The following is a 13,241-nucleotide window of genomic DNA, read 5'->3' on the forward strand; positions in this document are numbered from 1 at the left end:
TGGTCATAGCAAAATTTCTTTTTAATTATTATTAAAATAAATTACCAGATGAAACAAGGTCAAATAAGAGCGGCAAGTTCAGCGTTTAGCGCGTCAAGCTCGCTTTGTTTTTGCGCATTTGGTCGGGCGCTTAGCTGCTTTTCAAGTTTTTTAATTTTGGTTCGCAGTTTGGCGGCGGCAATGGTTGTTTTGGCGTCCTCGGCACTGATGTCAAGGCTTTGGGTGGTCGCGTTATTAAGTTTGGCTTCCATCATGCTCACGACAGGCTTAGCATGACGGCTGTCAGTCAAACTGTCCGCAACGCGGTTTAAATGATGATAATAGCGTGATTGTAAATCGTGCTGCTCAATTTGCCGAGTATCCGCGCTGATTTGCCGTGAAATCGGCACCAAATCAATGCAGTCAACAGGGCAGGGTGCAATGCAAAGCTCGCAGCCGGTGCAAAGCTCGGTAAAAATGGTGTGCATGTGCTTGCCGGTGCCGACAATGGCATCGACCGGACACGCCGGAATGCACTTGGTGCAGCCGATACAGTCAGCCTCACGAATGATAGCGCGCATTTCTTGCGGGCGACCGGTTATCGCATCCGTTTCCCAGTTTGATTTGGCGGCACTAAGCGCTTGATGTTCTTTACCAATAATTTTGGCAATGGCATCGGTGACCGGCTGACCCCCCGGAACGCATTTATTATAAGGCTCATTGTCCATCACGATGGCAGCGGCATAAGGCAAGCAGCCGTCTGGATGATTACAAAGTCCGCACTGAGTTTGCGGCAGTACCTCATTGATGGCGCTGATTTGTTGCTGAATAGCGACAGGCTGCTGAGCAAGATTAAGCGGCTTAAATAAAAGCGGCAACTCAATAAAGGGCAGCGTTTTTGGGTCAGGTTGGCTCATAGTTTGACAAATTAATTGGCTTGGAAAATCCTAGCTAGGGTTTTAGCATTTTTTATTAAATAGCCTAAGCGTTTTTATTTCTTAAATCCTTAAATAACTTAAGCATCTAAATAAATTTGCTGCTCGGCGGCAACTTTAGCAATCAAATCAAAAGCAATGCTGCCTTTAAATGGAATTTTGGGCAAAGCGGTCAAATCAAAAAAATCGGCGTGTGACAGCTCCTCTTCTTGAATGACAATATCGCCGCTTTGATATTCCGCGCGAAAGCCCAGCATTAAATTGGACGGATACGGCCACGGCTGACTGCTGATATAGCGAATATTGGTAACATGAATGCCGACCTCTTCAAGCACCTCACGCGATACCGCATTTTCTAAAGTTTCACCAACCTCGACAAATCCGGCAATTAAACCATATTGCAGTGGCAGCACCGTTTGACCGTAGCGGTGGTGATGACCAAGTAAAATCTGCATGACGCCTGATTTTGGATTAGGGCGCGTAATCACGGTAATGACGCAAGGCTGAATCCTTGGATATTGGCGCAGATGACAGGTCGCACAAACCATCGCCCGCTCACCAAGGGGCGCAGCGGTAACCGTACTGGCGCAGCGGCTACAAAAGCGGGTATCGGCTTGCCAGCGTAATAATTGGATCGCCTCACTCAGTCTTGCGCCCAAATCCTGAGGCAGGATGGGCATCAGCGTTCGGTAATTAATAAAATCAATGGCGTCTGCAAGCGCGGGCAGCTCAATATCATGGCTATTGGCAAAGCTTACACTCATCGCAAAGTCAGCTGATTTTGCGCTTTGAAAGTCTTTGTAATCAGGCTGATCGGACAATGGCACAAAGCCAAATTGATACTCAAGATTTGCAATTTTTCTAGCATCAAAAGGTACAGCGATAGGCTGCCAAAAGTTATCTCGCTTTTGGCAAAGCACATTGTCGCTATCAAAAAGTAACGTAGTGGTCATCAATTATGCCGCCAACAACTTGCTTAAGCTTTGCTGAGCCACATCAAGCGATTGCTGATTGACCGGTCGGTTGTGCTCAAAGCTTTCTAAGCGGTAATCAACCGACATCATCACATCAGCAATATGCGCAAGGGCATCGTCATTAAGTGGTTGATTGGCCGCTAAGCGCTCCTCAATATAATTGGCAAGTTGACTGAGCATACTGGCGGAAATCGGCAGTCGTAAAAACCGTGCCGCGCCTGCCACTTGGCGAATCATCTCTGGCGTATTTTGAATGTTAAGCGCATCGCGGGCGCTGTCTGCCAAATAATCGTTTAATGCTTGCTCCGCTGACGCTATGGCGGTTCGGCTTTCTGCCACTAAGGTTTCATAAGCCGTATCCAGTTGATGCAATGAAATGTGATGGTTATGCAGTGGCAGCTTGACCGCACCGGGGGTTCGTAATTTTGCCATGGTGATGGTGGCATTTTCAGCGCTCATCAATGCTAATAACAAATGGTCAAAGTCACTTGGGGTCGGCGTTTGCCAATTTTGTACTGCCATAGCAGCTTGTTTTAAAGCATCAGCGGCGGCGCTCAGTCCAAGCAAGCGCATGGTTGAGGCAAGTTGACTTAACTCTGCGGTAATTTGCGCGGATTGAACGTCACTTGAAATCATCGATTCGCCACGAGCAAAGCTATCCACCTCGTCTTTAATGCCATTGATTTGCGCTTGAATTAAATCGTTTAGGGTATCGGTCACTTGCCGGTTAGGTCCAAATAAAAACCGGCGCATTTGCTCACGCTGCTCAAGGCTTAATTGGTTATTGGCATATTGCTGCTTGATTGCCAGTGCCAAAGGATTGTCGCGTAAGCAAGCCAAGGCAACCAAATCAGCAAAGCGTGCGTCCATCACCGGCAGGTAATGGTGAAACTGCTGCTCTAAATAAATGAGCGTATGCTTTTGGTTTAAGGTTAAAGGCAGAAGGGTTTCAAGCTGATTGACCGCCGCTGCTGCCGCTTGCCAAAACAGCGTTTGTGAGTGGGCGGCAATCAATGCACAAGCCGCGCTCATGGCGTTTAAACATTTTTGCTCATTTTCGCTTAATTTACCCTCTTGATGGTGCAAGGCAACGTTAAGACCACTGCGATAGGCATTGGTTAATAGCTGTTGATCAAGACCAAGCCTTGATAGGGGTTCAAAGTTCGCCTCAGGGTTAGCAATCACCACGCTACTGCTGCCAAACTCAGAAAAATAATCCTCATCAAGCAGCGGATGACCGCCATAACGATTGAGCTTATTGATGATGGGTACCAAAAGCTTTGGCTCAACGGTTTCAGTTAACAGAACAAACTCAACATAGCGGTCAAGCATCATGATGGCTTCAGACAAATCCATAATAAGCGCCGTATCACTATTATCAGCGCCATCATATAAATGCTGCAAACCATGAGCCACAGCCGTGGTCAATACCTGAGCGCCGGCAAGAGACATGAGCTCAAAAATACAAGCCAGCTGCTTTAACACATCAATAGAATCAAGCAATAACGGCGCTTGTTCTAAATCATCGTTAAATTCGCTTAAATGAGTTTCGGTATCTTTTAAGATGGTTAAAATTTCATCATGCAATAAATGTAGCGAGGGCAGATCAAAGTTGGTGACGCTTAAGTTGGGAGTAACGAAGGCTAAAGATTCTGATTGACTCATTGTTATTGTTCCATAATCCACTGAATAGGCAAAATAAACCTTACAACTTTGCTCTCAGGATAAATTAAAAATTCTTAAAATCAAAAGGCATTACTATTAAAAAAGGTTTCATGACAAAAAGCAATGCTTAAGCTTGGGCTTTTGTTGTTTTAATGGGAATCGGTCAATAAAACCTAGCCGCTTTCTTAAAAGCGCTGCGTCTCAAGCGCCGGATAATCCGCAATCAAGCTTTCTAGCCAATGCTGATGGGCAGCAATATCAGCGTTTGATGTGACCAAAAGCTCAGCAAGATTGGCAAATGCGGCATGCGCGGTTTGACCCCCTTCACTAAGGGTATCTTCATCAATATTTAGCGTCACCTGACCGCCGGTCATTGCCAAATAAACTTCAGCTAAAATCTCGGAGTCAAGAAGCGCCCCGTGAAAGGTTCGGTCTTGTTTGCCCACATCAAGCCTGCGAACGAGGGCATCAAGGGTATTTTTTTGCCCCGGATACTGCTGCTTGGCAAGCTGTAAGGAGTCGGTGACCCGAACGCGCTGCTCAAAATCAGTGATGCCAAGCTTGCCAAATTCCATCGCCAAAAAGGTCATATCAAAGCTGGCGTTGTGAGCGATGACCTCAGCACCTTCCATAAAATTTAATAACGGCTCAGCGATTTGCTCAAAAGTTGGCTTATCTGCCAAAAACGCCTCAGAAATGCCGTGAATCCGAATGACTTCGTCGTCCATTCCGCGTTTGGGGTTGATGTAAACGTGAAGCTTTTCGCCGGTAAATTTGCGACCGACCAACTCGACAATCCCCACCTCAATAATGCGGTCGCCATTCATCGCCTCAAGCCCTGTGGTTTCGGTGTCCATAATCAGCTGGCGGTTGGGGTGATTTTTATGAATGGGATTTGGCAACAGGGGGCGAAAGTGCGGATTGGCGCGACTGGTATCGCCATCAAACTCGGCAATCTCTAGGTCAGCGTCAGCTTGGTGCTCCATAATTTGCGCTGAATCATTATCGACCATTTGATGGTCAGCCGCCAAAGTTGGCTCATCCCAACCAAGCGGGTCGCGGGTAAGCCAATCGTCATTAGTTACTGTCATTGCTTTTTTTTTAGCCTCGTCCTCAACATGGCTTGAAGTTACCCCAAGATTGGCAAGCTCATCGGCAATCTCATTGCCCGCGTGACCGGCATGACCTTTGACCCAGTGCCAAGTCACGCGCCGATTTTGGCAAAGCTTATCCAGCTGCTGCCACAAATCTTGATTGGCAACCGGCTGATTGCTTGAATTTTTCCAACCCCGAGCTTTCCAACCCGAAATCCACTGGGTAATGCCTTTTTGGACATAATTAGAGTCCGTCCAAACCTCAAGCATCTCATGATGCGGGCTGTGCTCAAGGGCTTTGATGGCACCTAACAGCTCCATTCGGTTGTTGGTGGTTTCGCTCTCGCCGCCATATAGATTTTGAGTTCGACCATCACTAAATATCAAATGCGCGCCCCAACCCCCTGCGCCCGGATTGCCTTTGCAAGCCCCGTCAGTATAAGCGACCGTGGTATTGGCTTTTGCGGCTAAGGGGTTGGATGATGGCGATTTTGTAGGAGGTGACATCATAGCAAGGCTCAGCAGAATAAATTGACAACCATTATAGCAAATTTGTCGTCATTATAAGCAACGACCTGTGGATAATTATCAGTGATACCCCCATATTATTGCTATGATTTCTGCTAAACTAAGTGCAATTTGCTCTCTCTTTTTTGCCACTTTAGGATAATTATAATGCTCAATCAACGCCATCACTCCTCCCTAGTTTCTACTGCCCTGCTTGTCATTACTGTTGCAAGTAGCTCGCTGCTGTTGGCTTGTAGCGATAAAAAAGCGGCGGAAAATGAGGTTGCAACCGACAATCAAGCGGTAGCTGAAACGGGCAATCTTGCTACTTTTGCAGGCTGCTACACCGTAAGCTTTGATGAACCGGCGCAAATTAAAATCAGCGAACAAAACGGCGCTTGGGTCATGCAAATGAAAGAACCAAAAAGCGCCAACCGCGTTTGGGACACGCCTGAGCCTTTAGAGGCGCTCGATAAAGCCAATTTGAAAAAATACTTTTCAATTGATGCCGATAATGTTGATGCGGTGATTGGCCGCCCTGATAAACAACTGGTGATGGCGCACGTTTTGCCGGCTTACGCCAATATTGACCCGCTTTTAGACAGTGAATATTTAGCGTTTATTTATAAAGGCGCGAACACCATTTACAAAGTCGAGTGCGATGATGTCAATGTCGATATTTTGGCAAATCCACACGCCAATATCGTCATTGATAATGTGAATGACGACCCCAACATGGGAACTGGCACTAAAAGCGCGGCACAATAATAAACTTAAGGCTTAAGCTATGAATTTTTTGGGATATTTGGTACTTGGCGGCTTGGCGTACGTGGCAGGCTGGCTTGCCCGAACAAAAATACTGGACAATAAACCTGTGCCAAAGACGCCTTATGGCCTGACTCATCCGGTCATTTTAAGCTATTTGGGCGGGTTTTTCGTGGTGATGCTGATGGTGTCATTTTTAATTGGGCGCTTTCTTTTGGGTCATTCAACGCCAGATGTTATGTTTATTGTTATCAATAGTTTGGCGGCAACCTTTGTATTTTCCTTTGGCATCAATCCTGAAAACGCCAATTACAATATCCCCGATTAATCTTAAGCGGATAAAAAAACAATCATCACTCAACCGGTGATGATTGTTTTTGCAAAAAATAAGGCTTAAGCTTTTTGTTCGCTGTTCTTGCTGTCTTTTGAGTTTGCGTCTTTGTTGCTGCTATCGCCATCTTGCTGCGCTTTCCAAGCTTCATAATCGCGCAGGTCTTTTTCGACCATTTTTAAACAAAACGCAATCACTAGCGCATCATCAACGTAGCCAATTACCGGAATAAAGTCAGGAATAATATCAATCGGATTTAAGATATAAATCAAGCCAATCACGATTGACGAAATAGACTTATATGGGATTTTACGATAATTGCCGTGATAGTAGTCTTTAATCAAGCTGATAAATAACGAAATATCCGTCGCAAAGCGTTCAAGATGCGAGCTTTCTTTTAGCTTATCTTTGAGCGCTTCTTCTTTGTCTAAGATAGACTCAATATCCACGCCGAGCAGTTTTTTCTCGCTTTCGCTCACCTCGCTGTCGCTATCATTGTCTTTTTTCGCGTCGTCTTTTTTGTCATTAGTAGCTTTTGAATTGCTGTCTTTATCGTTATTTTCTTTTTGGCTTGCAGGGGTTTGGTTTGACCCGCTGTCCTTATCTTGAGCGCTATCCGCTGAATTGTCTTTGTTGTCGCTACTTTTTTTATCACCATTATTGCTGTTATCGCCTGCATTTTTTGATGAGGTGTTTGGCGATTGAGGGTTGGTTTTGTCGTCAGTCGCGCTATTTTTTTGGTTATCGTTTTGGGCAGTTTGGCTTTGAGCGTTATTTTGTAAATCGGTTGGCGCCTTATCTTCTGAGCTGCTTTTTGAATGGTTGTTTGAGTTGGTGTCCGTCATAAAATTGCTCCTTGTCGTTATGGTTTTAGCAATGCGGTTAGAAATTATCAATGACAATGCATGGGGTCGCTATCAGTATTAAGAAAGGTAAATTAGGCTGATTTTGACCGCATAATTTTGCTACTATAACAACAGTTTTGCGGCAATAGCAAATGAGATTGGTTAATCATTTGTTATAACGAATATAAAAGTTAGCGCAAGATTTTCTATTACGTAACCGATTATTGACCAGCAAGAATCGCGCTCATTCAAAAAGTAGCTTTAGCAATGACAAACGTAACCCAAGCATTGGCAAAAAAATCATCAAATCAAAAAAATAGCCCGCCTTGCCCAAGTGGTGTCACTCGGCGGCGCTTTTTAGCAAAGCTGGCAAATTATTCAGGGGCAGGGCTGATGCTAAGCTCAGGGGCAGCGCGCGCAGCAGAGTTGGCATCGCCGAAAGTGGTAAATAAAGGGGATGCGGTAACGCCGACCAATCAGCAATTGCCATCGGTAAAGGTGAGCCAATGCCTTTTGCCAACGGTTGAGACGCGGCTATTTGCCAGCTCAAACGTCAGTAGCGATAAGGCTCGCAACCAACGCGGCTTGCTGCGACTGGCTTGCGCCGGATTTGATATTAAAAATCCTGACATCGTCAATCGCCAATATTTGCGCTTTGCAGGAACGGATCGTCAGCGCGCAAGTGACTTGCAAAATATTGCCACCGGTGGCGTTACCGCGCCCAAGCTGCTTTTGGGTGTCGGCGGCGGTTATGGCGCAATGCGATTATTGCCGCTGGTGGATTGGCAAACGTTAGGGCAAGTGTTAAAAGAGCGCGGGACGATTTTGGCAGGGTTTAGTGATGTGACCGCGATTCAGTGCGCGCTTTTGGCAAAGGGCGGTATGACCTCGCTTGCCGCGCCGATGCTCAATACCGAATTTGGTAAAGTTGCGCCCGATGTCAACAGCACTCGGCAATTTGTTGAAGCGTTAACGATTCCAAATTTAACCATTGACGTTCAATCGCCTGAATTAACAGCAAAAAATCTACCACTTATTTTGTCAAAAAATCCTAATCAAACGCTTCAGGGAACGATTTGGGGCGGTAATTTAAGCGTGGTATCGGCGCTTGCTGGCAGTGAGTTTTTACCAAAAATAGATGGCGGCATTGTATTTTTAGAAGAAGTTGGCGAGACGCCGTATCGCGTTGAGCGAATGCTTTACGACTTGTATTTAGCAGGCGCGTTTAAAAATCAACAAGCCATTGTATTTGGGGCGCTGTCTGGGTTTAGCAAAGACAGCTATGACGCGCGCTATGATATGGCGGTGGTGGTTGAGCAGCTTTATCAGTTAACCGGTATTCCAATTTATAGCGGTTTTGGCTTTGGTCATGTGGCAAATAAGCAAAGCTTTCCGCTTGGGGCGACGTGTCAAATTAAGCCGTTAGCGCTTGCTGACAAATTAGGGTTTTGCTTAAGCTTTAGGGATTATCCAACCATCAATCCAAGCGCCATTTCTCTTGAGGGCTTATTTCTTAGCCCGTGATTCATAGCTTTTAGCAAAGCTTACTTTTAAATGTGGTTTTTAAAAAGTTGATTACTAATCGCTTTGAATTATTAGTCTGTAATTTCATCTTTATTGCCGTTTGGCAAGGTTTAAGGAGTGCTTATGCCAAAAATAATTGGTCGCCATCAGCAGTTGTTTCAACAAATCAATGTCAAATCCGACATGTTAACATCGTTAAAAAAAGTGAAGTGCAAAGCAAATGATGGCGCAGTTTTGGCAAGCCCAATCATACGTTTTGGTACGGCAGCAAGCTTACTGGTATTGTCAATGAGTGCGATGGCAGCGCAAGAGGTGGCGAGCATTTCGCAAGTAGATTTAAGCTCAAAAACTACCCGCCAAGCCAACGCTACCCCAAGCACCAAGCTTGATACCATCGTGGTCAAAGCCAAAGCAAGTGGCATTGCAAGGGATAGTGATGTCAGCCAAGATAACGACACTTATAACGCCAATGTGGCAACGGTCGGCTCAAAAACGCCTGAGTATTTAGAAAATATTCCCCAGTCAGTCAGCGTGGTGACCCGCGCTAAGATTGACGATGTCAACGCGGTTACCCTCGACCAAGTTGCCAAGCGAACCCCAGCCATTCGAGTATTAAAAACCAGTGACGGTCGCTCGTCGATTTTTTCACGCGGCTATGAGTTTGACCGCTTTAGCGTTGATGGGTTAGCAGCGCCGATTTCTAGTATTGGTGGCACTCAGCCAAACTTGGCAGCATTTGAGCGGGTCGAAATTCAGCGCGGTGCCTCAGGACTATTTGATTCCGGCGCCGATATGGCAGGCGTCATTAATTTGGTGCGAAAGCGCGGTCAAGTTGGTGCAGACCAACAGCTTAAAGCCAGTATTAGTAACCCAAAAGGTGCAGAAGTCGTTGCCGATTTGCAAGGCGGCATCAGCCGTGATGACAGTCTGGTTGGTCGCGCTGTGGTTCAATTGCAGCAGCAAAAAAATCCAGTGGTCAGTGACATCACCGGCAGCGATGATAAAAATGGCAGCTTGTATTTAAGCTTAGATAAAACGCTTAATGAAAACAGTAAAGTTGGCGTCGGTTATTTATTGCAAAAACGCAACCTCTCACCGAATAACGGCTTGCCAACACTTGCTGATGGCACGTTATTAAATCTGCCAAACCGTGATTTTTATGGCTCAAAGTGGAATGGCTTTGCCAACCAAACTCAAGATGTCTTTGCTGATTTTGAGCATCAATTGGACAACGAAGGCGTCATTAATGCCGGCGTTCGCTACTCAAAGCGAGAAGCTGATTTTAATTACACCTTTGCCGGAAGTCCTTTGGCCAATGGCAAAACCAATGTGGCGGGTATTGGTTCAGAATTTGCTGAAACGGCGCTAAGCGCGGATATTAATTTAACCCAGCCATTTTATTTGGGCGATAAGCAAAGCAAATACGTGATTGGTGCGGACTTTAAGCGCTTTGATACCGACAATGCAACCGCACGGTCGTTGGCAATCGCTAAAGACTTAACTGCTGAGCAAATCAATAATTTACCGTTTGTTGATGTTTTAGAGCAGGGTCGGCAACAGCAAAAAGGTTACCGACTGACGCATTCAGACAACCGCCTAAATGAAGCAGGACTTTATGCCAAAGTGAACTATCAGCCGATAGATAAACTAAACTTGATTGCCGGCGGGCGTTTAAGCAGCTATAAAGTGGACAGCCAAGATAAGGTTACCAACGTCAGCGCCAGCTTGGGAACAAACCATAAAGCAACTGGTTATGGCGCTTTGGTTTATGAATTGACGCCCAATATCAACGCTTATGGCAGCTTCTCGCAAGTGTTCACCCCGCAATTTGTGAATGATAAAAACGGCAACATCTTAAAGCCGCGTGAGGGTGAGCAGTTTGAAATCGGTCTTAAAGCCCATTTAAACGACCAGCTTTCAGGCAGCTTAAGCAGCTATCGTTTGGTGGATACGAATGCCGCCGCGCCAACGGTAGCAGGCGACCAAGTCGCGCTTGGCAAACGGCAAATGCAAGGGGTTGAGCTTGAAGTGAATGGCGAGGTTTTACCTAACTTGCAAATCACTGGTGGCTATAGCTATTTGGACAGCGACATCAAGCACGCCTCAAGTCCCCAAAACGATGGTGTTTTTTTACTGCTTCCTAAACACTCCGGAAACCTTTGGGTCAATTATCAAGCCGAGAACTGGCTTCCGAATCCATTGAGCCTTGGACTTGGCGTCAATGCTGTAGGCAAATACACCTCCGCGCAAGGCGTTCAGGCTAAAGCTTACCAAACTTGGGAAGCCATGGTCAGCTATCCATTTAGCCCGCAGCTGACGGGTCAATTAAACGTTTATAACTTATTTGATAATGACTATTATGAACGTATTGGCACGAACAATACCTTTAACTTGGCAGGTGAGGGTCGCGAGATTAAGGCGGCGCTCAGTTATAAGTTTTAATCAGCCGCGTTTGATGAAAAATTTGCTCTGTTAGGTTTGATGACCTAGCAGGGTAAGCTTTTATAAATTTTGATAATAAAAATCAATAATATTAAAAAGAGTAGGCTGCTAAAGCTAAGTGTCAAAATAGTATCAAAACCATGCTTTAGGGATACAACGGGCAAAGTATTTCTTAAAATATGCGCAATAAAAAAGCTTTACAACCTATATGTTGTAAAGCTTTCGTATAATGGTACCCGGAGCCGGACTTGAACCGGCACGCTATTGCTAGCGAGGGATTTTAAATCCCTTGTGTCTACCAATTTCACCACCCGGGCAAAACTTGCTTGAGCGTATCAGCAATTGGCTGCTTAACTCAGTGGTCGCTATTATAGTTTACTTTTTGAAAATTGCAAGTAAAATTTAACGACTTTTTAAAATTTGGAGGCTGGAGTCGGAATCGAACCGGCGTTAACGGAGTTGCAGTCCGCTGCATGACCACTCTGCCATCCAGCCCATCAAGGTGACCCATATTAGCAAATATTTTTTAAATTACAAGCCCTTTTTTTATAAATTATGACAATAGTTGTTTGGCTATTGATTTTATTGAATTATTTTTTAAATTATTTAAAGGGGTTTTCAAAATTTGAGCGCCAAAACTGTATTACGCATTTAAAAATAAGAGTTTTATATCAAAATTAGGCTTTTGAGTGGGATTTTATGACTAAGATAGGTACAATAAAGCTCAATTTTGCGCTATTTTTTGCCTTTTACTTATGGAGCTGCTATGTCACAAGCTAAGATTAACGAAATGTCTGATAATAAGTCAACTTTGGTGCTTGATGGTAAGGCGCTTGCAAAAATCATTGAAAAAGATTTGAGCGCTCGCGTTGAGAAATTAAAGCAAAAAACAGGCAGAAGCCCAATTTTAGCCACGATTTTGGTTGGTGATGATCCCGCTTCTGCCACCTATGTTCGCATGAAAGGCAATGCTTGCAAGCGCGTTGGCATGGAGTCGATGAAGGTTGAATTGCCAAGTGTGACCACAACTGAGCAGTTAAAAGCCAAAATTGATGAGCTAAATAACAATCCGGACGTTCACGGGATTTTACTTCAGCACCCTGTGCCAAGTCATATCGATGAGCGTGCCTGCTTTGAACAAATCGACCTTGATAAAGATGTCGATGGCGTGACTTGTCTTGGCTTTGGTCGCATGAGTATGGGCGAGTCGGCGTTTGGCTCGTGCACGCCACAAGGCATCATGCACCTGCTCAATCATTATAATATTGAGCTTGCGGGCAAGGAGGCAGTCGTAGTTGGTCGCAGTCCGATTTTAGGAAAGCCGATGGCGATGATGCTGTTGAACGCCAATTGTACGGTGACCATTTGCCATTCAAAAAGCCAAGATTTGGCAAGCTTTGTCAAGCGCGCAGATATTATCGTGGGCGCGGTGGGCGTTCCAGAATTGATTCGCGCTGAGTGGATTAAACAAGGTGCGGTCGTGGTTGATGCTGGATTCCATCCAACCGAATCAGGTGGCGTTGGTGATATTGAGCTTTCCGGATTAGAAAAGGTAGCAAGCGCCTATACGCCAGTTCCAGGTGGCGTTGGTCCTATGACCATTAACACATTGATTCGCCAAACGGTTGCTGCTGCTGAAAAAGCGGCGGGGCTTGATGTCGATATTATGAGCTGATATGAGCAATCGCCATTGCCCCGCGTCGCTACAGTCGGCAGGTCGTACCTTTGTTGATCTGTGTCACTATGCAATTTTATTTTTAATTACCGTGGTGGTGGTTTGGACGGCAGGAAAAGAGTTTGTTGTCATTCTTCAAAAGGGCGCGGCAGATTTAAAAGACATTTTGCTGCTGTTTATTTACCTTGAATTGCTCGCGATGATTGGCATTTATTTTAAAACCCACCGACTGCCGGTTCAGTTTTTAATTTTTATTGCCATCACCGCGCTGTCGCGGCATTTGGTAGTCGATGTTCAAGCTGTTTCAGATTATTTTCACTTGTGGCTGCTTGCAACGATTTCGATTGCGATTTTGGCGCTAAGTGGCTCAGTAGTGATTTTGACATGGACGGCAAAAACTTTTGGTAGTCCTGAGGAAACGCTTGCCGACTACCAGCATCCGGTGAAACAAGAGAGCAATCCGCCGAAAGTTTAAATGCCTATTTAAACGGCTTCAAATTTAAAC

General features: G+C 45.3%; 11 protein-coding genes and 2 tRNA genes. 6 read left to right on the forward strand and 7 right to left on the reverse strand.

All coding sequences use genetic code 11. The features are described 5' to 3' along the window. Window positions 1–59 precede the first annotated feature (59 nt). From ACZ5XY_RS10085 to dnaQ, 4 genes are all read right to left on the reverse strand, one after another. Complete coding sequence (locus ACZ5XY_RS10085; protein ID WP_464741304.1) at window positions 60–896, reverse strand: RnfABCDGE type electron transport complex subunit B; 837 nt, start codon at window positions 894–896, stop codon at window positions 60–62. A gap of 98 nt (window positions 897–994) precedes the next feature. Further along, window positions 995–1,870: an NAD(+) diphosphatase gene (gene nudC / locus ACZ5XY_RS10090; RefSeq protein WP_464741306.1), complete on the reverse strand. Its 876-nt coding sequence runs from the start codon at window positions 1,868–1,870 to the stop codon at window positions 995–997. Next, window positions 1,871–3,553, reverse strand: a complete 1,683-nt coding sequence (locus tag ACZ5XY_RS10095) for a hypothetical protein (RefSeq protein ID WP_464741307.1) — start codon at window positions 3,551–3,553, stop codon at window positions 1,871–1,873. 185 nt (window positions 3,554–3,738) lie between these two features. Continuing rightward, entirely contained in the window at window positions 3,739–5,154 is a 1,416-nt protein-coding gene (gene dnaQ / locus ACZ5XY_RS10100) for a DNA polymerase III subunit epsilon (RefSeq protein ID WP_464743865.1), read from the reverse strand. A 168-nt stretch (window positions 5,155–5,322) separates the two neighbouring features. Between dnaQ and ACZ5XY_RS10105 the strand changes: the two genes are divergently transcribed. Both ACZ5XY_RS10105 and ACZ5XY_RS10110 read left to right on the forward strand, forming a co-directional pair. Then, on the forward strand, window positions 5,323–5,922 hold the full coding sequence (locus ACZ5XY_RS10105; RefSeq protein WP_464741309.1) for a hypothetical protein: 600 nt from the start codon (window positions 5,323–5,325) through the stop codon (window positions 5,920–5,922). Window positions 5,923–5,941: 19 nt separating this feature from the next. Next, complete coding sequence (locus ACZ5XY_RS10110) at window positions 5,942–6,247, forward strand: hypothetical protein (RefSeq protein WP_464741311.1); 306 nt, start codon at window positions 5,942–5,944, stop codon at window positions 6,245–6,247. Window positions 6,248–6,312: 65 nt separating this feature from the next. On the opposite strand, the gene ACZ5XY_RS10115 is transcribed toward ACZ5XY_RS10110, so the two are convergent. Further along, window positions 6,313–7,095: a YkvA family protein gene (locus ACZ5XY_RS10115; protein ID WP_464741313.1), complete on the reverse strand. Its 783-nt coding sequence runs from the start codon at window positions 7,093–7,095 to the stop codon at window positions 6,313–6,315. A 267-nt stretch (window positions 7,096–7,362) separates the two neighbouring features. Between ACZ5XY_RS10115 and ACZ5XY_RS10120 the strand changes: the two genes are divergently transcribed. Both ACZ5XY_RS10120 and ACZ5XY_RS10125 read left to right on the forward strand, forming a co-directional pair. Then, entirely contained in the window at window positions 7,363–8,619 is a 1,257-nt protein-coding gene (locus tag ACZ5XY_RS10120) for an LD-carboxypeptidase (protein WP_464741315.1), read from the forward strand. Between the two features lie 123 nt (window positions 8,620–8,742). Beyond that, on the forward strand, window positions 8,743–11,061 hold the full coding sequence (locus tag ACZ5XY_RS10125) for a TonB-dependent siderophore receptor (protein ID WP_464741317.1): 2,319 nt from the start codon (window positions 8,743–8,745) through the stop codon (window positions 11,059–11,061). 230 nt (window positions 11,062–11,291) lie between these two features. Here ACZ5XY_RS10125 and ACZ5XY_RS10130 read toward each other — a convergent pair. Both ACZ5XY_RS10130 and ACZ5XY_RS10135 read right to left on the reverse strand, forming a co-directional pair. Beyond that, window positions 11,292–11,378 (reverse strand) — tRNA-Leu (locus tag ACZ5XY_RS10130). Window positions 11,379–11,482: 104 nt separating this feature from the next. Beyond that, window positions 11,483–11,556: transfer RNA gene (locus ACZ5XY_RS10135), tRNA-Cys, on the reverse strand. A gap of 271 nt (window positions 11,557–11,827) precedes the next feature. Here ACZ5XY_RS10135 and folD point away from each other — a divergent pair. Beyond that, entirely contained in the window at window positions 11,828–12,736 is a 909-nt protein-coding gene (gene folD, locus ACZ5XY_RS10140; protein ID WP_464741319.1) for a bifunctional methylenetetrahydrofolate dehydrogenase/methenyltetrahydrofolate cyclohydrolase FolD, read from the forward strand. Between the two features lies 1 nt (window position 12,737). Further along, window positions 12,738–13,211, forward strand: a complete 474-nt coding sequence (locus ACZ5XY_RS10145; protein WP_464741321.1) for a phosphate-starvation-inducible protein PsiE — start codon at window positions 12,738–12,740, stop codon at window positions 13,209–13,211. Window positions 13,212–13,241: the final 30 nt, after the last annotated feature.

The organism is Psychrobacter sp. GTC18467, from assembly GCF_055397455.1.

What these genes read in the sequence shown, in the direction of transcription:
- ACZ5XY_RS10145 (WP_464741321.1), top strand. Translation starts at nt 12,738, where the DNA reads ATGAGCAATCGCCATTGCCCCGCGTCGCTACAGTCGGCAGGTCGTACC.
- ACZ5XY_RS10125 (WP_464741317.1), top strand. Translation starts at nt 8,743, where the DNA reads ATGCCAAAAATAATTGGTCGCCATCAGCAGTTGTTTCAACAAATCAAT.
- dnaQ (WP_464743865.1), bottom strand. Translation starts at nt 5,154, where the DNA reads ATGTCACCTCCTACAAAATCGCCATCATCCAACCCCTTAGCCGCAAAA.
- ACZ5XY_RS10115 (WP_464741313.1), bottom strand. Translation starts at nt 7,095, where the DNA reads ATGACGGACACCAACTCAAACAACCATTCAAAAAGCAGCTCAGAAGAT.
- ACZ5XY_RS10110 (WP_464741311.1), top strand. Translation starts at nt 5,942, where the DNA reads ATGAATTTTTTGGGATATTTGGTACTTGGCGGCTTGGCGTACGTGGCA.
- ACZ5XY_RS10095 (WP_464741307.1), bottom strand. Translation starts at nt 3,553, where the DNA reads ATGAGTCAATCAGAATCTTTAGCCTTCGTTACTCCCAACTTAAGCGTC.
- folD (WP_464741319.1), top strand. Translation starts at nt 11,828, where the DNA reads ATGTCACAAGCTAAGATTAACGAAATGTCTGATAATAAGTCAACTTTG.
- ACZ5XY_RS10120 (WP_464741315.1), top strand. Translation starts at nt 7,363, where the DNA reads ATGACAAACGTAACCCAAGCATTGGCAAAAAAATCATCAAATCAAAAA.
- ACZ5XY_RS10085 (WP_464741304.1), bottom strand. Translation starts at nt 896, where the DNA reads ATGAGCCAACCTGACCCAAAAACGCTGCCCTTTATTGAGTTGCCGCTT.
- ACZ5XY_RS10105 (WP_464741309.1), top strand. Translation starts at nt 5,323, where the DNA reads ATGCTCAATCAACGCCATCACTCCTCCCTAGTTTCTACTGCCCTGCTT.